The following is a 20,123-nucleotide window of genomic DNA, read 5'->3' as shown; positions in this document are numbered from 1 at the left end:
GGACATGGGCGCAAACGGTGGTTCTGATCGCTGGGGTCATCGCGGTTCTTGGTACTGCAATCACGGCAACGCTGACGTACGCGTTGAGTCAGCGGGCGTCGAGGCGCGAGCGGCAGGTCAAGTCGTTCGCGGACGCGTTGGCCGCCGTAGAGGACTACGCGGAGCTTCCCTACCGGGTTCGCAGACGGCTGACGAGCGACGAGGCTCGGCATACGCTCACCGAGGAGATCAGTCGGGTCCAGGCACGCATAGCCTTTCACCAGGGGTGGCTTCAGATCGAAGCACCACATGTCGCCGTCCGGTATGACCAGCTCGTACGTGCCGCCAAGCGGCAGGCCGGCGGACAGATGAAGGAGGCCTGGGAACTGTCACCAGTGCAGGCGGACGCCGCCATGAGTCTTGGTGTGGCGTACCCGAGAACGGAGATTGACCGAGCGCGTCGTAAGTGCTTGGCAGCCATGAGGGAGATGGTGGGACCGATGCCTCGCCCGCACTCGACGGTCGGCCCCAGGCGCGTGCGCTTCCAAGAGCTCCCGTGATTTCCGCCTCCCGGCCACTGACGGCCGGTCTGTGAAGCTAGGCCGCATCATCCAGCGTAATGGGCAGTATCTCGACTCGATTATGAGCCGCCTCGTGACCAGGCCACTCACCGGTTTGATTCCACCATTTCTCCCTGAGTAGGTGGGCGACGATGTGACCAAGGAGCGCTTTGGGTCCGTCGCGTAGACTCCACCGCTGTCCGGCAGGGTCACCGGGAAACCACATGCACAATGATCCGTCGAGGTACCGGTGAGGTGAGGGGGCCAGCGCATTGGTATATACACGAGGGACATCGGGTCTAGCCGGACTGAAGACGATCCTGATCGTCTGTTCGAGAAGGTCCTTCACACACAGGTGGACGTTCAGGGCGTAGCCACCGCGATGTTGCTGAGGAGGGGAGCCGACCCAGACTCGTACGCCGCACTCAGCGAGCCGATGCCGGAACAGTATCCGATTAGCTGGTCTGGAGTACCAGACCGATCGTCGTCGCCACGGTCGTCTGCTCATCCGTCGATCACGCCATCGCCGTACGCGCGCGTGGACGGGATCGTGACCGCAACCCCCTGCAGACCCAGTGCAGTGGTTGTGATGGGCTTGCCTTGCCGAAGGATTGCGGCCTTGCTCGCAAGACTGCTCGGGGCGGGATCGTCAACGTAGTCGAAGAAGACTCGCGCAAGAGCAGAGAGGACTGCGTCGCGATCTTGGTCATTCTCGATGGCTTCGGCGACAGCGTCAGCCGCTGCGCGCAGCCGCCGGGCGGCTGCCGAGCGCGCGATCAGAAGTTGCACGTTTTTGGAAACCTTCGCGGGATCGGGGGTGGCGGTCCCGGATTCGACTCGGGATGCAGCCTTTGCCAGGACCGTCCTGAGTGCGGTGGTCAGACCCATGCCTGGTTCGACGAACTCCCACGCCCACACCGAGAGGTTGTGGGATGAAAAGCCTGGTTCGGTGAATTGTTTGTTCCATCCTTTCAGAAGTCGGATCACACGCCGACGCGTGCGGCGCAGGGACGGGGAGCCAGCGGTGAACAGTTCGACGTGGCGTTCGGGGTGCGATGCTTCCCACGTATTGGTGTGCAGGTTGGGAATCCAGAGGCCAGCACCATCTTTCCGGGGAAGGGCCATGACCATGTCCACCGTCGGGTCTTGGCCGTCTACTGGCTCGCCGAAGAAGAGCTTCGGTCCGCGTTTGGAGGTCCTGCAACGAGCTTTGGGGTATGTCTCGCGAATGGCGGGCCCCAGATGCGCACACATGTCCTCGGTGACGGCCTTCGGTGTCTCGTTATCGCCATCCGGACCAAGCTCGGGATAGGCGCGGCGGTCGAGGACGACACCGCCGTCTCCGTCTCCGACCGGGTGGATGAACGTCTGCTGGGGGATGGAACCACTGGTGTAGGTCCGCCGTGCGCCGGGGAACGCAATCGCCTTGGATCGCACCAAGGCCAGCCGAACCCGGGCCTCGGCCAGGGGTTCTGGATGAGCGTCGATCTGGCGACGAACCTCGTTCAGTACCTCTTCGGTGTGCCCCATGTGGGCTCTCCCATCTCGGCATCAGTGCCGGTTGATCTGGCGACGACAGCGAGCCAGTGCGGCGTAGCCGTCTCGCACATGCAAAGATGTTTCGGACACGAGAACGATAGGGGATGGAGTCTCAGTAGTGCAACCATGTCTCACAAGAGAAACCATGCAGGTCCCGTTGTTCCTTGAAGACGTCTTCGGACTCGGCCATGTCTGAGCCAGCTGATGAGTTCAAGGTTGACGAGCTGTCCGCGATGATCCGCGCGCGGCTTGAGCGGGACGGACTCAAGTTGAGGGAGGCTGCGGCAGAAGCAGGCGTCAGCGCGGCGACGCTGTCGCGCGTAATCAACGGCAGCCTGCCGGACACGCGGACCTTCGCGGCTCTGGTTCGTTGGCTGAACGTCTCTGCGGACCTGTTCATACCGCAGTCATCGACCACCTCGGTACCCGAGGTGGTCGAAGCGCATCTTCGCGCTGATCGAACACTCCCACCCGACCTGGCGAAGGCGATCGCTGACCTGGTTCGGGTCACCTACGCGAATCACATGGAGGGCTCGCGGTCGCAGCCCTCTGATCGAAAGAACCAGGAGGGCTAAGGTGGGCGAGGTCCCATACGGTTTTAAGGCACTTGCCGAGAGGATCGCCGCTCAGCAACGAGCGTTCCTTGGCCGTAAGCCCCACGAGCCACTTCCGGTCCGTGAAATCGCCCAACACCACGGGGCCACAGTAAATTACCCTGAGGACGAATCTGGGCTCACGCCCGCAACACTTAGCGCGCTAAAAGCTTACCCGCAATGCTGGTCGGCAATTACAGTCCGGACGAATGAAGGTCCAGTTATCCTGAATAACCCCCTTCATGAAGATGGGCGACAGAACAGCAATATCACGCATGAAATCGCACATCTGATCCTCAAGCACACTCCAGGTGCGCTACAGACGGTCTTGGGTTGCGTGATGCGCGACTTCGACGAGGCCCAAGAGTCGGAGGCGTCACTCTTGGGCGAGGTTCTTCTCGTCCCCCGCAAGGCCTTGGTCTGGGCAGCGCGTGGCGGCATGGATGTCCAGTCGACCGCGCGCTGGCTCGGTGCATCCGAAGTTCTCGTTAGAACCCGCGCAAACCGCACAGGCGTCAAGCGCCAGTTTCAAGGCAGCCTCGTCGGATAGCCGCGCCTAGCCCCAGCAGGACGGGGCCTTCGCGGAAACGGTCGGTCACCGTCTGGCCGTACTCGAAGGTGGTCTCCCCGAGCAGTTCGATCTCGATGTCGGGCAGCCCGATCATCGTATGGATAATCTCGGTGGTCCGCTGCGGTGTCCGGGCGGGGTCGGCTGGGATGTTGGCGACCCACTCGCCCTCGAAGTCCGTACTGACCAGGACGCCGGTGCCGTCGGGCAGCGCCGGGTTCTGGATGTAGTGGATGCCCCAGGCACCTGGCCGAGGCATTCACCCCAGATAGAGCCCAATCTCGCAGTGTCCGGCATCCTCCAGCATTCGTCGATGCTGGCAAGAAGCCTGGCAGGACGACGAACGGCGCAAGGTCTCCGCCGCCTACGCGATGGCGGGCAGGCCGGCGGTAGTCACGCAGGCGTTCGTCACCTGAGCCAGCGACATGCTCGACGCCGAACCGGTGGGCACCTACGGTCCCCAACCGCCCACGGCCTCCCAGGTCGCCGGACTGGCGGCCAAGAAACCCGCGCTGGTGCTGGACAACTCCGCGATGCCCGGCGCGAACCCGCTGTCGTCCATCAACGCCAAGTGCGTCACCATCGTCAACTTCCCCGACGAAAGCCAAGACCTCCTATCGGTCTACCGCGCCGTCTCGACCACACTCGCCGGATAACGGGGAGAAAGACCAGCCAAGCCCGTCCATCGGGAGCCGGGCTCGCGCCCTTGCCGGGCCCAGTGTCCGGCCGTCTCAGATCAGGCGATGGGCCTCGTCGTCGCGGACGGGAGCGCCAGCGGTGACGCCGTGCAGGACGTGCGCGAGGATCTCCGCGCCGCGCACCACCCTGGGGCCGGGCCGGTTGAAGTAGGCGGGACCGTCCAGGACCCAGACCTGTCCGGCCCGGCCCTGCCAGTCGCGCGGCGCCGCCTCCGCTCTGGTCCGTTCGGGGGCGAACCCACAGGGCATCAGGAGGATCACGTCCGGGCGGGCCGCGTCGAGCTCGCCGGCCGTCATGGGGCCGGTGTGCTCGCCCGGCGATGCGAGCAGCGGTTCCCCGCCCGCCGCGCGGATCTGCTCGGGGACCCAGTGCCCGGCGGGCCACAGCGGGTCCAGCCACTCGATCGCCGCCACCCGCGGCCGGGACGCTCCCGCGACCGCCTCACGGACGCGGTCGAGACGCTCCCGCAGGTCACGCGCCCTGTCCGCGGCGGCATCGGAGACGTCCAAGATCTTCCCCACCTGGACGAGTGTGTCGAGCACGTCCGGCAGCGTCTTCGGTTCCAGGCTGACCACCCGGGGCCCCGCGTCCATGACCCGCAGCGCGCCCGCCACCTCGCGGTAGGACACGGCACACACCTCGCACAGGTCCTGGGTGAGCACCACGTCAGGCTCCAGCCCGGCCAGCAGATCCGCGTCCAGGGTGTACAGCCCGGAGCCCCGGTGGGCCACCGCCCCGGAGATCTCCCGGCTCGTCAGATCACCGGCGTCGTAGCCCGCGGCGGTGACGACGGGCACGTCCGCGACGGCGTCGGGCGGCCAGTCGCACTCATGCGTGCGCCCCACCAGAGCGGCGGCCAGACCCAGTTCCGCCACGATGTCGGTAGCGGCGGGCAGCAACGACACGATCCGCATGCCCCGACCCTAACCGGCAGGCGCCAGCGGGTACTGCCGAGGTTTCGAATGACGCTGCGGAGCCCCCCGGAGTTCTGACGCCGCAACACCGCGACCTCCTGACGCAGCACCAGCGCCTCGGCATCCTTACGCCGACGAACGCGCCAGCAACGCTATCCACGTGGCCAAGCGAACGAACATCACATACAGCATCCGTAGCGTCACAAGCACGCGATCCAGCCAGCACAGCCGTCATCATGCTTGACATACTGGCAGGTCAGACATCTGTGCCCCATTCTGGAACCCCACAGCCAACTCGTGCCGGACGCTGAAACCATCGGTCGTCCGTGCCATCACGGGATCGGATAATGGGAGAGTCGTGATCGATCGTCGACAGCTTTACCAGCGCCTCTGGCAAGGGCCGATGTTTCAGCGCTGGCACTGGCTGGAGTGGAACTTCGCCCCCGGCCGCCAGACACCGTTCGCGCAGATCACCCTTGATGCGTTGGTGCGCTGCGACGCGGTTATGCCGGGCTACGCCGAGGCCATGGTTACCACTCTCGAGGCCATCGGTGGCCGCGAGCACGACCGCGACGACCTCGAGCGGCTCAAGCAATGGCTCGGCGAGCTACACGTCGTCCACCATTTCGTCACCTGGGCATGGCCGGAACAGGTGACCTTTAAGCGAGAGCCGACCGCGGGAGGCTCCCTTGCTAATCCGGAGATCACGATCACCGCAGCCGACTGGCGGCTCGGCGTCGAGGTGAAAACACCAGATCTACGCAAGCTGTCAGACGGCCGCCGTAGTACCAACCCTTTCCAAGTGCTCGCCCGCGTCGACGGTGGCCCTACCATGCTCCCCGGGCCCGTGACGATGCCCCGGGACAACCCGATCAAGGACTTCCTCGTCAGCGCCAACCGGAAGTTCACAGGCTTTCATGCCACTGATCCAGGCTTCTACGGGATTCTCGTGATCGTGTGGGACGACTTTGTCAACGAGCCGATCAGCGCGCTACTCTCCCCCGCATCGGGGCTCTTTACCCCGAACAGCTTCCACACCGACAGGAACGGCAGCCCGCACACCTATCCATGCGTTGACGCTGTAGTTCTGCTGCGCCAGCAGCACCAGTTCATAGAAGGCATGGCGAACAGGCCTCCACTCGACGAGCGACGCCATTTCCTCGACTATGGAGATTTGGACCGGTTCCCACCCAACGCCGTCATCCCGAACCCGCACTCAACTCACCCGGTATCCGACTCGCTCGTCGGCGCTCTCCAGGCCTGGTACCCGCAGCCGACGATGGGTGGGGAGTACGTCCCAGCCGAACTGGTCATCTGGACGTGAATCCACCCCAGATCCACGAGGCTCGACCGCCACGCCACATTGGCCCGCCGGACTCCCGACTCACCGGCTCGGTGAACGAGACCTGGCCGCAGGTGGGAGCGCAGCGGCGGCGCTCGATGCCTGGATGGCCTTCGAAGACGAGGCCGGGTTCTCGATGGCGCCGCCGACCGTACGGACCTGCCTGGTGGGGGGCACGATCAAAGCCACTGTCCTCCCCTACTGTCAACGTGCCCGGGGCACCTCACGGGCCCGGTGCGATCTCCAGCAGGCCCGAGGCCCACCAGGAGCTGTCCCCTGGGACGACACGTGCTGCTCACCGCCCCGCAGCACCCGGTGGAAGCCGCTTCGCTGGCTGGCGGTACGGTCTGCCCTTCCGGGGCCCGCCTGGGCCTCACTGGAACCGGAACAGAAAGATCATCATCGCCAATGAGGGCACCCGCCGCATGCTGCGCACGCCCTACGTGCCGGCGGTGCCGCTACGAGGAGGTGGCGCCGAGCTTTGACGTCAGGCAACTGGCCGTCCGCCAGGAGGACGGAACGGCGACGGTCTGGGACCTCGACACGGCAGCCGTCCGCAGGCTGTCGGACCGTCTGTCAGGGGTGCGGGATAAGTTCGAGATGAGTTAGTTTCCGCGACGAGTGTGAGTCGTCCTGAGCACGACCAAACCTACCTGGGAGGAGGGTGTCGACTTGCAGGAGCCTACCTGCGTCGGGACCGAAGACTGCGATCGGCCGATCCACGTCAAGGCTCGGCAGTTGTGCCGTGTGCACTACCAGGCTGCTTGGAGGGCTGGACTCACCGAGGAAGTCGCCATGGGCCCCGTTCCGAACCAGCGCGGCTGCGACGTCGAAAGCTGTCCCAACAAGCATAAGGCGTACGGCTTCTGCAAGAAGCACCTCGACCAAGAGCGCGCCGCTGGTCGCCTCCTGATCGACATGGAGTGCCAGTTCAAGGATTGCGGGCGCCCGCGGGTCGAGTCGCTGGAGAGCGGCGGACTCTGCCTGTCCCACCGTAGGCAGCGGCTCAAGGGAAGGCCGCTCACCCCGCTCCGCACATACCACAAGCGGGACGGTCTGTGCGGCGGTCCGGATTGCAACAAGCCGGTGAGGGAAACGGTCGGCGGGATGGGGTACTGCTCGGGCCACGGCTTCCAAGCTCGAATGGGAAGAAAACTCACGGTCATCGTCCGCGAGAACCGGAAAGGGGAGCCGTGTAGCGCACTCAACGGAGCATGCGGCCGTACCGCCCTTACCCGTGACGGTCTCTGCCGCACCCACTACCGATACCGATTCGAAGATCCTAATGACTGGGATCGCCCCATTCCCCCCAAGGCAGCCAACGGCGCTGGTCACCTCAACGCGGATGGATATCGCGTTATCACCGTCAACGGCCGGAACGTGATGGAGCACCGCCACAAGATGGAAGAGTTGCTCGGGCACCCGCTGGCGTCCACACAAACGGTCCACCATGTGAACGGCAACCGTGCAGACAATCGCACGTACGGTCCGCTACAGATTACCCGCGACGGCAAGCTCCGGTCGGGAAACTTGGAGCTTTGGTCGACCTCGCAACCAGCCGGGCAAGAGATCGGCCCCAAACTGGACTGGGCAATCGAAATGATCTCCGAGTACGAAGAGTTCCTCGACAAGGGGCGGCGCCAGGCCCTCCAGGGGGCGTTGAAGAGACGCCGTGACGAAGGTTCCTAAACACCCGACGACTGATGAATCTCGACAGACACTCGGTGCGACTGGATGAGAAGACCGCCGCACCGCACCGGAACGTTGCGAGCGTGTGTCGGGTGCGCGGTGGGTAATGCACAACCTGGGTTATGGGGCAGCCCTCGACCGGCTGACCAGCCGGAGCTGACCGAGGAGGTGACCCAGCTCCATCAAGAACCCCGCTACCAGGCGCGTGTCCTGATCGTGCCGACGAACGATGCCCGCGAACACCGCCTGCACATGCGCGACCGACAACTCCGCCAGCACAATCTGCCCCAGATACGGGACCAGGTATCGGCGGACATGGCACGCGTAGTTCTTGATCGTGGACGCCGCCCTGGCACGAGTGGCCAGCCACTGTGTCAGCCACTCCCCACCGTGAGCAGACCGCGACCGCCCGCTCCGCGCGGGCTACCGAGTTGCACCAGCGTCTCTTCGGCCGCCTTCCGCGTGCCGAAGCCACCACGCCGTATCCGGCGCCGACGCCCCTCGGACCCGACCGGCAACTCCACCCGGACATACCAGCTCCCATGCCGACGCCCGGTCCGCAGCTTCGGACACCGCGCACCAAACGCCCTCCCCGACTGCGGGTCTACACAGCCACACCGGCGGTACACCCCACCAGAACCCTTGATGAACACCATGCCCGCCATCTACACGGCCGATGAGAAGGGCGACCACCGAACCCAGCAGACACAAACCTGCAGGCCAGGGACGCATCACTTCAACAAACCCGGTGGACTCCAGCCGTGCCAGGTCATACTGCTTGAGCCCGTAACTTGTGGTGCGCAAAGTTGATCTCGTGTTGGCCTGTCCGTCTCCTGGTGGGCGGCAGCGCTGACACTACAAGGCCATCGAAACAGGCGCTCCGAGCCGGGATCGCCACCTCTACGCAGATGAGCGTGACCGTCTCCGTGTTGTCTTATCACGGTGGCGTGGCCACTGTTCTCAGCACCAAGACCGTCTAGGCTCGCTTAGCCTCATGACCACCAGGGACCGGTCGCAGCGGGGAGTTGCGTTGCTCCAGAGAATCCTGGCACTGGTTTAGCGATGCCTGCTTCCGGCCGGGCTGGACCCTAGTACGTGACGTGTCCGGTACCAGCCTCCTGCCGCTATCGACCCACCTACCAGCGGGATTGTCCGTAGGGTCCGGTGCATGACAGCGGAGCAAATGGGGCGGGATGGCAGAACCCACTGAGACACGGCGGCGCACACGACTCGCACGGGTGGTGACGTCGACCGGCGGAGTCGCCATCGCAGTGGTAATGGTGTGGATGTTGGGACCGGGCGCCAAGTGGTGGCTTGTGCACGTGGACGGCGTGCAAGTCGGCGGTAACACAGGTCTCGCTGGAAAAGACTTGGCGCAGGCGCTGGACATGGTACGGGGTCGTGCAATGGCGATGGGCACCGGGCTACTGGCCGCAGCGGCTATCTACTACACCGCCGCCAATGCCTCCTCCGCGCGCCGGTCAGCCCAGGCAGCAATCGAGGGCGTCGACGCGGCCCGTCGCACCGCTGAGATGACCGAGGCCGCCCAGCGCCGCACCTTCGAACTTGCCGAGAAAGGGCAGAACCGCAATCATGTGCTGACCGAACGGGGCCAGCGCACTGATCGTTTCACTAGCGCCGTCGAACAACTCGGTAACGCAAGTCCCGCAGTGCAACTCGGTGGCGTACACGCTCTGGCCGGCTTGGCGGACGACTCCCCTACCACTGAGTTTCGTCAGACATGTATCGACGTGCTATGCGCCTTTCTGCGTCTGCCCTACGACCCTGATCCTGGCGACGGACCTGAGCAAGTGGAGGCTCGCAAGAGCTTCCGAGCCTTGCGCGAGGTTCGCCACACTGTCATCCGCATTATGGGGAACCATCTGCGTGACAGCGCTGCCGTCACCTGGCGTGGACACCGCCTGGACTTCACTGATGTGGTCTTCGACGGGGGCGACTTTCGTGAAGCCGTATTTGAGGGCGCCACCGTCTCTTTCCGAAACGCTCGCTTCGTTGACGACGGGATCGACCTTGAGGATGCTCGATTCGAAAGCGGCGAACTCGAATTCGAAGGCTCCCAGATCACAGGTGGCGCAATCAATCTTTCTGGCGCCAACTTTAAAGGAGGCTGGATTAGTTTCTCAAGTGCCCGGTTCGAAAGTGGCGAAGTCACATTTATCGGGGCACAATGTACAGGTGGATGGCTAAGTTTCTCGAATGTTCACTTTGAGGGCAGCAAGGTATTCTTCAACGATGTGCGTTTTGGAGACTGCAAGGTTGATTTCCATGGTGCGCTTTTCGAGGATGGCTCGGTCGACTTCAGCGGAGCGGAGGGCAAGCGGCCGGATGGCCTACCAGATGACATTGCTCCGTGGTTGTCGTAATTGCGACAGCCTGTTCCAATCCAAAGGCTGCGGGTTAGAATCCTGCCGGCCTAGCTGGGTCGTGGGCGGTCGAGGCCGCCCGCGCCGGGCACGGCGACCACTGGATCGAGGCCCAGCAGCACTACACTGCCGCCCGCGCCGCCGCAGCCGGAACCCGATGGCTCGCCGATCTAGTCACCGACGCTGCCCAGATGGTGACCCCGGCCGCCATGTCGGCCAGGCCAAACGACCTGACCGCGTCGAAGTCGGTTTCGGCCACGTCCTGGCAGAGGAGGTGCCGCCCCTCGCGACGAGTAACCTCGACAATCTTCAGGAGCCGAGGCCGAACGAACCGCTGATCATAAGCTGACCGCACGGCAACGAACGGGAGGACGGCCCACGCGCACCTATCTGTGATGTACACCTGTTGGGGGCGCTTGCTAACCCCTCGTGGGAGGTGCAACGCCTCCTGAACATGGCAGATGAGTGGGAGAAGAGCGCTTCGGAGTCAGAATCAGACCGAAGTAGCGGCAAGCCCAAGCACAGAGGGCGCTGACCTCCCGCCTCAAGCAGTCGCGCGCTTCGCCTGAGCTGCTTGGAGGAAGCTCTCGTGGAGTTCGTCGGCTCTACTTGCCCGAGCCACCAGCTCTTCCAACTGCGACTTTATCGAACTCGCAATCGCCACGTCCTCAACGATGCGGTTGAGGTTGTCTACAACGACGCTGATCGTGAGAATGGTTAGCATGAGGGGATTCTGAGGGCGAACTTCTGCGCTACTAAGGTTTGGCGAAAACACTCCATTCTCGTACTCAAGGTGATTGCGAAGCAGGTCAGTCCAGTCACCATGAGTTTCCACAGAACCCATACGATAGGTAATGTAGGCATTCGGGCCAAGCAGCTTAACCCGCTCTTCGACGTTGGGAAATCCTATCGCGCGTCGGCCCGGGATCGCTGAGACATCCTCAATGCCAGCAGCCTTTGCCATCGTGGCAATGGATCGCTGCATACGCTCCTCGATAGGCCAGACCTTGCCATCACGCCGAGAGATATTACCTTGCACATCCCGCAGGAATTCACGCTCGGCAACTAGCCCGTTCAGCACGTACTTATCAAATCTTTCGCCGGTGCCGTCGTCGCCTAGTAGGTAAACGAGTGTCGCAAGAGTTTCGACAGCGTCCCGCGTAACGCTGAGTTGCTGGAAGGTCTCCCGACTGTTCAGTTCTCGCATCGTCAGCCGCAACAACTTTGTAGTGCGCACAATCATGCCACGTATGATTGCCCTGTTTCTATCCAGTGACGTTGGAGGCCGTAGGGCAGAAATAACCATCATCCAGTGCAAAGCTTCCTTCAGCAAGTAGAATGATGCCTCCATAAAAGGTGCCTCCGCAGTTGCCGCCTGAAGTTCATCCCAGGCTGGCACGTACGGTTGCGGTAGATCTTCGTGCGGCAGTTCAGTGTATTCCATAGGTATAGATTACCCTAATGGACTCACCAGGCACACCTGGTTTTTGGGCATGCTAAATTGGACACTGAATACTTTTGCTTCCATACCAGCGAAGTCAGCAGTGGCGACTAGCCAAGATCGCCCTTCTTCACGCTGGCAAGAAACACCCGCCACTCGTCAGGGTCAAAGCGAAGCGTCGGCCCGTTTGCATCCTTGCTGTCCCGCGCAAAGACGCCATCTGTTCCCTTAGCGACTTCCACGCACTCACCACCGTTGGGCGAGCTGTAAGAGGACTTCCGCCACTGAAAATTCATGCTGTCCATTGGTCTGCCGCTTCCTGAATCATCCGGAGAGATGCCGGGCGCGGAAGCGCTTCGGCTCTCAGGGATTCCCACATACGTTTCATCGTTGCAACGTCGAGCGTGCTTTCGGTCACTTGGCCAGTGAGCGCGTTATCTAGGTACACATAATCTTCACCATCTATCGTTGCGATAGTGAATGGCCCAGCCAGCCCAGCATATTCGCCGGTGTCATTGGGCACGACATGCAGGCGAATGTGCGGCTGCTGCGCTTGCTCGGCGAGGTAGTGCAGTTGCTCACCAATCACCTTGCGCCCGCCAACGGGCCGACGCAAAATGCCTTCATCCATCACGCACACGAACATTGGCGGGTCGTCGCGCGTCAGAATTTCCTGCCGGGCAAGCCGACTCTGTACCTTGGCGTCGATGTCCGCAGCTGACGGCGGGCCAGAGCGAAGGACTGCCCTGGCATAGTCTGGTGTTTGGAGTAAGCCATGCACCACCAGGGGTTGGAAAGAATTAATCTCCGAGGCGTCAGCGATGATGCCCTGCCAGCGGTTTAGATAATCTGGCGTAACCTCCCGGCTCACGAGTTCGTCATATAGCCGTATAAGTGCACCGCCAGTTTCCATGACGGCATCGCAACTCTTGATGAATTCCGGCTTGGGTGTGCGCTGGCACGTTTCGACCATTGCCACTTGTGAAGGTGAGTAATTGATCGCTTGGGCCAGCTGTTCCTGCGTGAGCCCCCGAAACTCCCGCCACGCGATCAGTTCCTTAGCAAAATATTCCAGCCACGTCAGGCGATTGGCAGACAAGCTTCCTCACACCTTCCTCACAGACCAACGACTGTTACCCACAGTCATATGTGCAGGTCGAAACGTATACCGAGCGTACTCCGGCCAGGGTAGACAAGGAAGCCGGTTCAAGCCAACGCAAAGCCGTTGACAGAGGAGCGGCCCGGCGAGGAGCAGGTCATGGCATCGGAGAAAGATCAACTATTGCAGGTGCGTCACCAGTATCCGGGGTGGCGACTGTGGGCCAGCCGGCGAGGCGAACTGATGTGCGCCACCTGGCAGCGACCCCTGACGCGCGAGGAAGCCTGGCAGGGCTTGTCCCGCACCCTCATTGAGGACGACTTGCCCAGCCTCCTCGCCAAGCTTCAGGAGCAGGAAGCCAAGCGGCAAGCCTGCACGCCGCTGTCACTCTGAGGCGTGGAGAAGACCCGGCGGATTGTTCGGGCTTCTACCAACGGGGAGTTCGGAGGGGTTTGTCCATTGGCCCCTTCGGACTCTCCCTAAGTCTCGCGGCTGGCGAGTGATCGGGAGGGGACTTGCCAGCCGCGGGAAACCGCAGGGCCGACGCTGTAGTGATACGCCGCAAGTTCTCCCAGGCGGCCTATTCCTAGAGCACTGCTCCGGTGTCGGCCCTGCATCCACCCCGCTACTGATTGGTTGCGCCTGATGAATACCTGGCCATACCAAAGCAAAATTGCCTTTGCCGCGATGCCAGATGCCGCCTACTGGACGCGGCGGCATCTTGAAAACGTACTGAGCAACTGGCGCTGTACTCAATTCATTCCGAATGCCAAGCTGGTGGCGACGGAGCTCGTCACCAATGCCGTCAAACACTCCAATGACGATGTGTCTAGCGGGCATCTGGGCCGCTCCACCGATGGAACGCTACAAATGCGTCACGCTTACCCGCCTGAGCGAGTGGCGTTGATTCAGGTGCGGGTGTCGCATGGCAACGGGCGGCTGTTGCTTGAGGTGTGGGACAGAAGCGAAAGAGCGCCAACCGAACAGTTGCCCGACTTTGCTTCTGAGAACGAGCGCGGCTTGTTTGTAGTGAGTGCCTTTTGTGAACAGTGGGGATGGTGCTTGGCAAACGGTGGGGGGAAGATTGTGTGGGCGGTGCTGGAGAGGTAAGCGAAGGTCATTCGTGGTTGGGAAAGTTCAAGCATCAGGCAAATGGGCTTAGACACTTCTGAAATCTTCTATGAGTTGTATGAGGCGCTCCCAAAGCCAATCCCGCCACGCTTCAGGAAGCAGCCCCCGTTCAACGAGCGAGTCGCGGGCATCATGCAGAAATTCCATATCCTCTAGATAGTCATCGACGTAGCGGCCTGCACCATCGCGCCCAGAGCCAAGCGTTGGTTCCAATTCCAAATATAGATGCCAACGCTCGACGCAGCGGAAGGCATACACCAGCATGGTATTCAAGGATTCCCACTGCTGAAACTCTGGGGGAGATTCTTCGCCACGCCGCTTGTAGGCTTTTCTCTCCACAACATAGGCATCGAAGACCTTGCCAAAGCCCTGCGCCGTCGCTTTCCAGTCGGCCCTAAATACTTGACGAAGCATAACCTGAGTCAGGGGGTGTATGGCAATGGTTGGCGACTCACCTATAAATCCCTTCACTGCGCGATGGTCAATCAAGCAGTAACTTTCTAGGGTTTCAAGAGCTTGCAAGAATGACGTGTAGCTTGTAGTAGGCATTTCAGCATTGAGGCAACGTCGCAAAAAGTCAGAGCTGATGACTGGCACTATGCTGACGAACGCCATGTAGCGGATTAGTGCATGCGCCTTGGGGTCCTCCGCTTCGAGCAGCTGCACAAGACGTTGGAGCACCGTCAACAGATCTGCATCGTGTTGGGTAGAGATTCGTTGAGTGATACCGGCCGCATCCCACCTCAGATCTTGAGTGAACTGGGCCACCGAGAGATCTCGCTTAGCGATGAGAGTGCAGGCGTGGGTAAGGGCGAGTGGATAGTTACCCAAAGCCTCAGCCAGAGATCTGGTGTCTTCTTCGCTTAGCGTCGGGAGGCGCAAGGCAATGAGTGCCGCCGCTTCTTCATCGCTCATCGCGCCGACAGAGATAAACTCGCAATCCTCTGGTGGAGTGTCACCCCTTCGACGGCTAGTCGCTACGAGGCGCGATCTGAAAGTATTCGGAAGAAGCTGGCGCAGCTCATCAGTGCTATCCAAGTTGTCGAGCACAACAAGGTGTGGTGCATCTTCATGGCTTAGAAGCAAAGCCAGGTGGGCGCGGGGGTCACTGATTACTGGTCCACGTATCTCGATTTGTTGAGCGAGCAATGCAGCTTGAATATCTGGTTCGTGAGGCTTGCCAGACGTTATGAGTATTCTCGGGGCCGACTCGCCTGCTGAAGAAGCGGTGAGTTGTCGCGCAAGCCACGTCTTTCCCATACCAGGCAGACCGACGAGGATGATTACCTTAGCTTCAGAGTCCCAGGCTTCCCGAAATTGAGCCTGTAATTCAGGGCGGGGGACGTATTCGTGCCATGCGCCAACTTTGGCAGATCGCGAAGTAGGCAATGGTTGGCGCGATGCTTTTTGCTCCATCTTCAAGAGTTCGTCGGCGAGGTCTTCTCGGATTACACGCAGCATACGCTTTGCGGTGCTGTCGTCTGAGTTGGGATCAAATCCAGCAAGCTCCAGAACCGTAGAGTGATAATGCTCGTCGTACGTCGGCTGTGTGACATGGAGCCCACGCTTTTCGAACCGCTGCCGAATCTCGCCATCCCGAAAGCCGTACAAGATTTCTGCAAAATGGCGCTCTGGCTGACCTCGCCAAGAACTATTGCCGACCGTACCGGGTTCAGACTCTGGTCCCCGTCCAGTCATTTCCTCTGGAAGCTTGTCGATTGCCTGGCGCAGAGCGTCAATTAGGGCCTGATTTGAGCTTGCACGCCAACTGTCCGCACCCATCACCTTCTGGATGACCCGGGCAAGCGTGGGGTGCTTTAGTTCGTCATTGTCCTCAGCCTGCCTGTAGCAGTTGCGAAGGAGACGGCTCGCAGCCCAAGCAAGATCGCTTCGTAGTTCCGACCTGTCGCCAGCGATGCTCACAGCGACCAGTATGCCTCTACAGCGTGGAGTGCTCCAGTGGCTCAGTAGCCGCGTTGCTCCTTCAGGTGCGTACGCCTTGCTTTGAGATCAGAAGCTTGTTCGGCGGGAAGCTGTGTGGCGAGCCGATGTGTCACCATCGATGCCGCTTCGGCGGCTTCGGGCATCACTTCATCGAACTCCAGTACAAGTAGGATATCTCTTGCCAGCGGATAGTTGTATTTAGCCACCGTACCGGCAAGCCATGCGCCCATCTCACGTGCATAGTCATTCTTGTGTGTGGCAAGAGAGCTTAAGACTCGTTCAGCCTTGTCAGGCACAGTTTCAGCTAAATCAGTCAGATCGTTGACGAGCGGCCCATAAAGATTACCTCCTTTGCCGCTGTCATAGCTTGCCGTATTAACGATCTCGCACAGATCCACCACCTCATCGTCAGTCATCTCCGGAAAGTTAAATAAGCCACGCCTTGCAACCAGCTCTTTGGCCTCTCTTTGTTCCGGTTGTAATCCTTCATCTGTCATATACGGCCGTTATTAAGAAGCAAACGAGAGAGTTTGTCAACATCTTGTTGGCCGTCTAGCTAGGGCTACGGCCAGATGATGGCCGTCAACTTGGCCGCGTACGTACTCCTACGGCCAGGGGTCATTGGGCTGAAATCGACATCACAACCCCTACCAAGGGAGGTCGATTCAGTGTCCCTGATTGAAATCCTCGCCACCACCACAACCGCCCTGCTTGTGGGTTGGGTGCTCACTGGGGTGGTCAGTAGCGCGGTAACCAACATCCTCATCAGGCGACTGCGGCGGAAGCTGCATCGTCTTGAGGCGGAGCTGTTCCGTCTCCGTCGCGGCAACCACCCGAGCGATGAGGACGACTGATGCCACGTTCCTCGCTTTGGAGCATCCTGACGCGGGTGATTGGCGTCATCGCCGGCTTGGTGCTTGTGGGCATCGTGCTTCGGCTCATTGGGGCGATTCTGTCCCCAGTGTTGCCACCTCAATTCATGCAGAGTCTTCGGGATGGTTGGCAGCTGCTGTACGGCACTGTCGGGCCCGCGATTCCGGCGGCTATGGCCCTCCTGATTCTGGTCATCGTCTGCTATCTCGTCATCGGAAGGCGGTAGGAAGATGTTTACCAATCCGCTCGACGCCATGTTTCAGCAAGGCATGTGGGGCTGCGGCTTCATCGTCGTCGGCCTGGCGGTGTTGGCTGTCGTCGTCAAGCTCATTGTGGAGCTGCTGCCCTGGTTGGTGGTCGGGGTGGCGCTGTACGTGGCTTACCGCGTAGTGCGGTTCGTCCTCAAGCGGCGACAGCGGGAGGCGCGGTGACGGTGCCCAGAAAAACGCGCATTCAGCTGGTCGGCAGCACGGATGAACTCATTCGCCGCCAGACCGAAGAGAAGCTGCGGAAGATTCGCCGCCTAGTGGCGGCCGTTCAGCGCAACAGCGATCGACGCAAGGTCACTGGTTCCCAGTAGTTGCCTGGCTGCCCACTCGTCGACCACTGGCGGGTGGGCAGCCAGCCCTCAGCGTAAAACTTCTGACTTTTGGCTGGCACCTGCACAGAGGTCAGGACCAACTAATCGGTGTTGTCAGTTTGTAATTTTTACTTCATTTTCCCAGGTTCTGCCTTCATAGTTAGGGACAGGTAGTTGACTACCTCAACTAAAGCGCGGGTCGGGCGCACATGGGCCGGTTGGCTACCGACACTCTCACGGGTGGAAGCAGACCACAGAGATACGCCACCGATGACACTCGGTAGGTGTGTTTTGTGGTGCTCCGCATATGGAGAAATGTTACTAACTATGGAAGCAAAAGGAGGGCTTGCGTATGAATAGTAATGAGAAACACTCACCAATCAAGGTGACGGCCAAGGAGCGGCGGCACTTGGCATACAAGCTTTTGGCCCGCGCGGCTATCGCACTTGCACGCGTCGAGCTGGCGAGTAAGAAGCCAGCAAATCAGGCTGAACCGAAGGGTAACGAAGTCAAGGAGAAGAACCAATGAGCGAGTTCATATGGTACGACCTGCACCCGCCCCGCAATCTCACCCTTGCCTCCATCACGGGCCTTATGCGAGCGCTTGCGCAACGGTCGCCCCGGGGAATGATGCGGATCACCCCACCGATTGTAGTTGAATCCTGGTCGCACCAGGGAGAAATGCGGTGGCTGCTTGGGATTGCCTCGTCCCTTGGAAGCGGATTTGTGCAGCAGCTTCGGGGCCAGTTGCCTGAACTAGCGATTGTCCTGCGGGAAACGCCAAGGCGGCCGGTGATGGAACTCGCAGTAGATGTTCGGCTCAGCAATATGTCGTTTCCCTTGCGTCTGGATGTCGCACCGTCGGTTAGTACGGGGGTGTTGACTGCGTTAGGCGGGCTGGCTGCCAGAGAATCAGCCGTGGTGCAATGGGTTATTGGCCCGTCGCACACTCGCCACCGGGAGCCGAAAGAATTTAGTGTGCGCGAAGCGCTTGGCATCACCAACCCAACGCCGCCAGATGCCACCACCCGGCAAGCATGGCGGGCCAAGATAGCCGAACCGCTCTTTGGGGTGCGTTGCCGGATTGCTGCTACAGCGCCCGCCAGCGAGCGGATGCACGTCATCGCCAGATCCTTGGTGCACGCTCTAAGCGTCGCCAACAGCGCCAGCTGTCAGCTAAGGGCCAGTGCGGCCACAACTTGGCGGGCTCGCAGTGTCACGACGGCCTACCGGCTGGGCAGTCTCTGGAGTTCGGTAGTGAACGCCGCTGAGCTGGCGGAGCTGCTGGGATGGCCTCTGGAAGGCGTTGAGATACCCGGACAGCCGTTGCAGCTGGCCCCAGCACCCCGACGGCTACTCATCCCACCCGATGACCCAAGGCTTCAGCAGGGCACGCGGGTGCTAGGAGTCGGCCTCCATCCGGCTGACGGGCGTCAGCTGGTTGCCGTACCCCTGGCAAGTAGTCACCACAACCTGGTGGTGAACGGGCCGACCGGCTCCGGCAAGAGCGCACTGTTGGCGCAGCTCATCCTTAGCCATGCCAAAGCTGGCCACGCAATCGTGACGATTGAACCGCGTGGTGATTTGGTGGCGGATGTGCTGAGGCGGATGCCTACCGTTCGGCATGGTGACGTCATTGTGATTGATCCTGCCGACGCGAACCAAGTCGGCTTTAATCCACTGGCGGGGCCGCCACAGGACGCAGAACGCAGGGCCGACGAGTTGGGTGGGTTGTTCCGCCAAATATTTGGTGCCGCGATTGGGCCGCGAAGTAGTGATGTGTTGCTGCATACGCTGCTCACCGCCGCAAGAATGCCAGATGGCACCCTGGCAGATGTGCCCATACTTTTGAGCAACGCGGCATTCCGGCGTGAAGCGCTCAGCAAGATAAACGATCCGCTCACTCTCGGCCCCTGGTGGGCCTGGTTTGAGTCTGTGTCCGAAGCTGAACGGCAACAGATTGCCGCCCCAATAATGAACAAGCTTCGGGCGTTTCTATCACGCCAGTCGATTCGCCGGATGCTTGGGCAGTCTCAGCCCAAGTTTTCGTTTGATGAAGTATTCACACAGCGCCCGCGTATCGTGCTCGTCAACCTCAATCGCGGCGTGAATGGGCCAGAGGCAAGCCGCTTGCTCGGTAGTTTGCTGTTCACTTCTGGGTGGCAGGCCATGCAGCGGCGAGCCAAACTTGCACCAGCCAACCGATTTCCGGTCGCCTGGTTCGTGGATGAGTTTCAGGATTACGTCGGCGCGCTTGACTTCGGTGAAGTGCTGGCGCAGATTCGCGGGCTTGGCGGCTTTGTCGTTGCCGCTCATCAGCATCAGGCGCAGCTCAGTACTAAATTGCAAGCTGCAACGACTGCCAATGCGCGGTCACGTATTTCATTCAGGCCGTCGCCAGCTGATGCTAAGACGCTCGCCGCCATCTACGGCGACCCCGCTACGCCTGACGAGCTGGCTCGGCTTGGGGCATTTGAAGTGTGTGCGCAGCTCTACGTTGGTAACACGATGTCCCAGCCTTTCGCGGTAAAGACACTACCGCTTTTGCCGCCGAGCGCAGATATGTCGGTACTGCGACAGGACAGCCAACAACGATATGCGTCGTCAGGCTCAGCCGTAGATGCCGCCTTGCGCGAGCGTTGGTATGGCGGCAACACGCCGCCTGGAAGTCCGATTGGTTTGCGCAGGAGGAACCACAAATGATGTGCTTTCACCCCAAGCCAAGCCCTACCGCTCGGCCTACCGTCCGCGTTGAGGATGCTTACGCCCTGGCCAGTGAAGACAGCAC

Annotated in this window: 23 protein-coding genes; 14 read left to right on the top strand and 9 right to left on the bottom strand. The window is 61.0% G+C overall.

Annotated elements, in window-relative coordinates; all coding sequences use genetic code 11:
* Window positions 1-17: 17 nt before the first annotated feature.
* Window positions 18-539, top strand: a complete 522-nt coding sequence (locus ACH34S_RS38550) for a hypothetical protein (RefSeq protein ID WP_395957858.1) — start codon at window positions 18-20, stop codon at window positions 537-539.
* Between the two features lie 504 nt (window positions 540-1,043).
* On the opposite strand, the gene ACH34S_RS38545 is transcribed toward ACH34S_RS38550, so the two are convergent.
* Entirely contained in the window at window positions 1,044-2,069 is a 1,026-nt protein-coding gene (locus ACH34S_RS38545; protein ID WP_395957857.1) for a hypothetical protein, read from the bottom strand.
* 197 nt (window positions 2,070-2,266) lie between these two features.
* On the opposite strand from ACH34S_RS38545, the gene ACH34S_RS38540 reads away from it, so the two are divergent.
* Window positions 2,267-2,653, top strand: coding sequence for a helix-turn-helix domain-containing protein (locus ACH34S_RS38540; RefSeq protein WP_395957856.1), 387 nt, complete (start codon window positions 2,267-2,269; stop codon window positions 2,651-2,653).
* Window position 2,654: 1 nt separating this feature from the next.
* Window positions 2,655-3,221 (top strand): ImmA/IrrE family metallo-endopeptidase, encoded by a 567-nt coding sequence (locus ACH34S_RS38535; RefSeq protein WP_395957855.1) that lies wholly within the window; start codon window positions 2,655-2,657, stop codon window positions 3,219-3,221.
* On the opposite strand, the gene ACH34S_RS38530 is transcribed toward ACH34S_RS38535, so the two are convergent.
* Window positions 3,187-3,498: a hypothetical protein gene (locus ACH34S_RS38530; protein ID WP_395957854.1), complete on the bottom strand. Its 312-nt coding sequence runs from the start codon at window positions 3,496-3,498 to the stop codon at window positions 3,187-3,189. The two genes, ACH34S_RS38535 and ACH34S_RS38530, sit on opposite strands and share 35 nt — an antisense overlap.
* Before the next feature lie 166 nt (window positions 3,499-3,664).
* Here ACH34S_RS38530 and ACH34S_RS38525 point away from each other — a divergent pair, with 166 nt between their 5' ends.
* Window positions 3,665-3,895, top strand: coding sequence for a hypothetical protein (locus ACH34S_RS38525; protein ID WP_395957853.1), 231 nt, complete (start codon window positions 3,665-3,667; stop codon window positions 3,893-3,895).
* A gap of 75 nt (window positions 3,896-3,970) precedes the next feature.
* Here the strand turns inward: ACH34S_RS38525 and ACH34S_RS38520 are convergent, their stop codons facing one another.
* Window positions 3,971-4,852: a cobalamin-binding protein gene (locus ACH34S_RS38520; RefSeq protein WP_395957852.1), complete on the bottom strand. Its 882-nt coding sequence runs from the start codon at window positions 4,850-4,852 to the stop codon at window positions 3,971-3,973.
* Window positions 4,853-5,210: 358 nt separating this feature from the next.
* Here ACH34S_RS38520 and ACH34S_RS38515 point away from each other — a divergent pair, with 358 nt between their 5' ends.
* Both ACH34S_RS38515 and ACH34S_RS38510 read left to right on the top strand, forming a co-directional pair.
* Complete coding sequence (locus tag ACH34S_RS38515; RefSeq protein WP_395957851.1) at window positions 5,211-6,176, top strand: hypothetical protein; 966 nt, start codon at window positions 5,211-5,213, stop codon at window positions 6,174-6,176.
* An 813-nt stretch (window positions 6,177-6,989) separates the two neighbouring features.
* A complete protein-coding gene (locus tag ACH34S_RS38510; RefSeq protein WP_395957850.1) occupies window positions 6,990-7,883 on the top strand; it encodes a hypothetical protein in 894 nt (297 codons plus the stop codon).
* Window positions 7,884-8,257: 374 nt separating this feature from the next.
* Here ACH34S_RS38510 and ACH34S_RS38505 read toward each other — a convergent pair whose 3' ends face one another.
* Window positions 8,258-8,539 (bottom strand): Arm DNA-binding domain-containing protein, encoded by a 282-nt coding sequence (locus ACH34S_RS38505; RefSeq protein ID WP_395957849.1) that lies wholly within the window; start codon window positions 8,537-8,539, stop codon window positions 8,258-8,260.
* Window positions 8,540-9,121: 582 nt separating this feature from the next.
* Between ACH34S_RS38505 and ACH34S_RS38500 the strand changes: the two genes are divergently transcribed.
* A complete protein-coding gene (locus ACH34S_RS38500) occupies window positions 9,122-10,267 on the top strand; it encodes a pentapeptide repeat-containing protein (RefSeq protein ID WP_395957848.1) in 1,146 nt (381 codons plus the stop codon).
* 544 nt (window positions 10,268-10,811) lie between these two features.
* Here the strand turns inward: ACH34S_RS38500 and ACH34S_RS38495 are convergent.
* From ACH34S_RS38495 to ACH34S_RS38485, 3 genes are all read right to left on the bottom strand, one after another.
* Window positions 10,812-11,711 (bottom strand): DUF5677 domain-containing protein, encoded by a 900-nt coding sequence (locus ACH34S_RS38495; RefSeq protein ID WP_395957847.1) that lies wholly within the window; start codon window positions 11,709-11,711, stop codon window positions 10,812-10,814.
* A 107-nt stretch (window positions 11,712-11,818) separates the two neighbouring features.
* Window positions 11,819-12,004: a DUF397 domain-containing protein gene (locus ACH34S_RS38490; RefSeq protein WP_395957888.1), complete on the bottom strand. Its 186-nt coding sequence runs from the start codon at window positions 12,002-12,004 to the stop codon at window positions 11,819-11,821.
* On the bottom strand, window positions 12,001-12,807 hold the full coding sequence (locus tag ACH34S_RS38485) for a helix-turn-helix domain-containing protein (RefSeq protein ID WP_395957846.1): 807 nt from the start codon (window positions 12,805-12,807) through the stop codon (window positions 12,001-12,003). The genes ACH34S_RS38490 and ACH34S_RS38485 overlap by 4 nt, the downstream gene beginning before the upstream one ends.
* 159 nt (window positions 12,808-12,966) lie before the next feature.
* On the opposite strand from ACH34S_RS38485, the gene ACH34S_RS38480 reads away from it, so the two are divergent.
* Together ACH34S_RS38480 and ACH34S_RS38475 are read left to right on the top strand one after the other, a co-directional pair.
* Complete coding sequence (locus ACH34S_RS38480; protein ID WP_395957845.1) at window positions 12,967-13,200, top strand: hypothetical protein; 234 nt, start codon at window positions 12,967-12,969, stop codon at window positions 13,198-13,200.
* 252 nt (window positions 13,201-13,452) lie between these two features.
* Window positions 13,453-13,917: an ATP-binding protein gene (locus tag ACH34S_RS38475; RefSeq protein ID WP_395957844.1), complete on the top strand. Its 465-nt coding sequence runs from the start codon at window positions 13,453-13,455 to the stop codon at window positions 13,915-13,917.
* Window positions 13,918-13,965: 48 nt separating this feature from the next.
* On the opposite strand, the gene ACH34S_RS38470 is transcribed toward ACH34S_RS38475, so the two are convergent.
* Both ACH34S_RS38470 and ACH34S_RS38465 read right to left on the bottom strand, forming a co-directional pair.
* Window positions 13,966-15,861 carry a hypothetical protein gene (locus ACH34S_RS38470; RefSeq protein ID WP_395957843.1) on the bottom strand — a complete coding sequence of 632 codons (1,896 nt, stop codon included), beginning with the start codon at window positions 15,859-15,861 and terminating at the stop codon, window positions 13,966-13,968.
* A gap of 41 nt (window positions 15,862-15,902) precedes the next feature.
* Window positions 15,903-16,379, bottom strand: a complete 477-nt coding sequence (locus tag ACH34S_RS38465; protein WP_395957842.1) for a hypothetical protein — start codon at window positions 16,377-16,379, stop codon at window positions 15,903-15,905.
* A 171-nt stretch (window positions 16,380-16,550) separates the two neighbouring features.
* Here ACH34S_RS38465 and ACH34S_RS38460 point away from each other — a divergent pair, with 171 nt between their 5' ends.
* The 5 genes from ACH34S_RS38460 (at window position 16,551) to ACH34S_RS38440 (ending at window position 20,038) form a co-directional block, all read left to right on the top strand.
* Window positions 16,551-16,736, top strand: coding sequence for a hypothetical protein (locus tag ACH34S_RS38460; protein WP_395957841.1), 186 nt, complete (start codon window positions 16,551-16,553; stop codon window positions 16,734-16,736).
* A 249-nt stretch (window positions 16,737-16,985) separates the two neighbouring features.
* A complete protein-coding gene (locus ACH34S_RS38455) occupies window positions 16,986-17,186 on the top strand; it encodes a hypothetical protein (protein WP_395957840.1) in 201 nt (66 codons plus the stop codon).
* Window positions 17,183-17,335 (top strand): hypothetical protein, encoded by a 153-nt coding sequence (locus ACH34S_RS38450; protein WP_395957839.1) that lies wholly within the window; start codon window positions 17,183-17,185, stop codon window positions 17,333-17,335. The genes ACH34S_RS38455 and ACH34S_RS38450 overlap by 4 nt, the downstream gene beginning before the upstream one ends.
* A gap of 352 nt (window positions 17,336-17,687) precedes the next feature.
* Window positions 17,688-17,864 (top strand): hypothetical protein, encoded by a 177-nt coding sequence (locus tag ACH34S_RS38445; RefSeq protein WP_395957838.1) that lies wholly within the window; start codon window positions 17,688-17,690, stop codon window positions 17,862-17,864.
* Entirely contained in the window at window positions 17,861-20,038 is a 2,178-nt protein-coding gene (locus tag ACH34S_RS38440; protein ID WP_395957837.1) for a DEAD/DEAH box helicase, read from the top strand. Before ACH34S_RS38445 ends, ACH34S_RS38440 begins: the two co-directional genes overlap by 4 nt.
* Window positions 20,039-20,123 lie beyond the last annotated feature (85 nt).

This window comes from Actinomadura sp. 3N508 (genome assembly GCF_044326375.1).
Lineage (GTDB): Bacteria > Actinomycetota > Actinomycetes > Streptosporangiales > Streptosporangiaceae > Spirillospora.
This window is presented reverse-complemented; position numbering and strand designations above follow the sequence as displayed.

Bases quoted from the DNA above. Each gene is read 5' to 3' on its own strand.
- ACH34S_RS38540 (WP_395957856.1), top strand. From the start codon at position 2,267: ATGTCTGAGCCAGCTGATGAGTTCAAGGTTGACGAGCTGTCCGCGATG.
- ACH34S_RS38480 (WP_395957845.1), top strand. From the start codon at position 12,967: ATGGCATCGGAGAAAGATCAACTATTGCAGGTGCGTCACCAGTATCCG.
- ACH34S_RS38545 (WP_395957857.1), bottom strand. From the start codon at position 2,069: ATGGGGCACACCGAAGAGGTACTGAACGAGGTTCGTCGCCAGATCGAC.
- ACH34S_RS38490 (WP_395957888.1), bottom strand. From the start codon at position 12,004: ATGAATTTTCAGTGGCGGAAGTCCTCTTACAGCTCGCCCAACGGTGGT.
- ACH34S_RS38525 (WP_395957853.1), top strand. From the start codon at position 3,665: ATGCTCGACGCCGAACCGGTGGGCACCTACGGTCCCCAACCGCCCACG.
- ACH34S_RS38495 (WP_395957847.1), bottom strand. From the start codon at position 11,711: ATGGAATACACTGAACTGCCGCACGAAGATCTACCGCAACCGTACGTG.
- ACH34S_RS38440 (WP_395957837.1), top strand. From the start codon at position 17,861: ATGAGCGAGTTCATATGGTACGACCTGCACCCGCCCCGCAATCTCACC.
- ACH34S_RS38505 (WP_395957849.1), bottom strand. From the start codon at position 8,539: ATGGTGTTCATCAAGGGTTCTGGTGGGGTGTACCGCCGGTGTGGCTGT.
- ACH34S_RS38530 (WP_395957854.1), bottom strand. From the start codon at position 3,498: ATGCCTCGGCCAGGTGCCTGGGGCATCCACTACATCCAGAACCCGGCG.
- ACH34S_RS38510 (WP_395957850.1), top strand. From the start codon at position 6,990: ATGGGCCCCGTTCCGAACCAGCGCGGCTGCGACGTCGAAAGCTGTCCC.
- ACH34S_RS38465 (WP_395957842.1), bottom strand. From the start codon at position 16,379: ATGACAGATGAAGGATTACAACCGGAACAAAGAGAGGCCAAAGAGCTG.
- ACH34S_RS38475 (WP_395957844.1), top strand. From the start codon at position 13,453: ATGAATACCTGGCCATACCAAAGCAAAATTGCCTTTGCCGCGATGCCA.
- ACH34S_RS38455 (WP_395957840.1), top strand. From the start codon at position 16,986: ATGTTTACCAATCCGCTCGACGCCATGTTTCAGCAAGGCATGTGGGGC.
- ACH34S_RS38520 (WP_395957852.1), bottom strand. From the start codon at position 4,852: ATGCGGATCGTGTCGTTGCTGCCCGCCGCTACCGACATCGTGGCGGAA.
- ACH34S_RS38445 (WP_395957838.1), top strand. From the start codon at position 17,688: ATGAATAGTAATGAGAAACACTCACCAATCAAGGTGACGGCCAAGGAG.